Source organism: Streptomyces sp. NPDC038707 (assembly GCF_040636485.1).
Lineage (GTDB): Bacteria > Actinomycetota > Actinomycetes > Streptomycetales > Streptomycetaceae > Streptomyces.
The window spans coordinates 1-1040 of sequence record NZ_JBEZUP010000113.1; the positions used below are offsets into that span (position 1 = coordinate 1).

1 protein-coding gene is annotated in these 1040 nt (G+C 68.4%); it reads left to right on the forward strand.

Annotated features, from left to right (window positions below; genetic code table 11):
• Positions 1–1040, forward strand: a 1040-nt coding sequence (locus AB0E62_RS40080) for a dihydropteroate synthase (protein WP_362206105.1), incomplete at both ends; no start/stop codon positions are given.

The following is a 1040-nucleotide window of genomic DNA, read 5'->3' on the forward strand; positions in this document are numbered from 1 at the left end:
TACCTGGCCATCGGTGAGCGGACGAACGCGAACGGGTCGAAGAAGTTCCGGGAGGCCATGCTGGAGGGCCGCTGGGACGACTGTGTGGAGCTGGCCCGGGAGCAGATCCGTGAGGGCGCGCACATGCTGGACCTGTGCGTGGACTATGTCGGCCGGGACGGTGTGGCGGACATGGAGGAGCTGGCGGGCCGGTTCGCCACCGCCTCGACGCTGCCGGTCGTGCTGGACTCCACCGAGGTCCCGGTGATCCGGGCGGGTCTGGAGAAGCTGGGCGGCCGGGCGGTGATCAACTCGGTGAACTACGAGGACGGTGACGGTCCCGAGTCCCGTTTCGCGCAGGTCACCCGGCTGGCCAGGGAGCACGGCGCGGCGCTGATCGCGCTGACCATCGACGAGGAGGGCCAGGCCCGTACCCCTGAGAAGAAGGTCGCCATCGCGGAGCGGCTGATCGCGGATCTGACGGGGAACTGGGGCATCCGTGAGGAGGACATCCTCATCGACACCCTGACGTTCACGATCTGCACGGGGCAGGAGGAGTCCCGCAAGGACGGCATCGCGACCATCGAGGCGATCCGCGAGCTGAAGCGGCGCCATCCGGCGGTGCAGACCACGCTGGGGTTGTCGAACATCTCCTTCGGTCTGAACCCGGCCGCGCGGATCCTGCTGAACTCGGTGTTCCTGGACGAGTGTGTCAAGGCGGGTCTGGACTCGGCGATCGTGCACGCGAGCAAGATCCTGCCGATCGCCCGGTTCAGCGAGGAGGAGGTCACCACCGCCCTCGACCTGATCTACGACCGCCGCTCGGAGGGCTATGACCCGCTGCAGAAGCTGATGCGGCTGTTCGAGGGGGCCACGGCGAAGTCGCTGAAGGCGGGCAGGGCGGAGGAGCTGGCCGCGCTGCCGCTGGAGGAGCGGCTCAAGCGGCGGATCATCGACGGTGAGCGCAACGGTCTGGAGGCCGATCTGGATGCCGCGCTGGCCGGGCGTCCGGCGCTGGACATCGTCAACGAGACGCTGCTGGACGGGATGAAGGTCGTCGG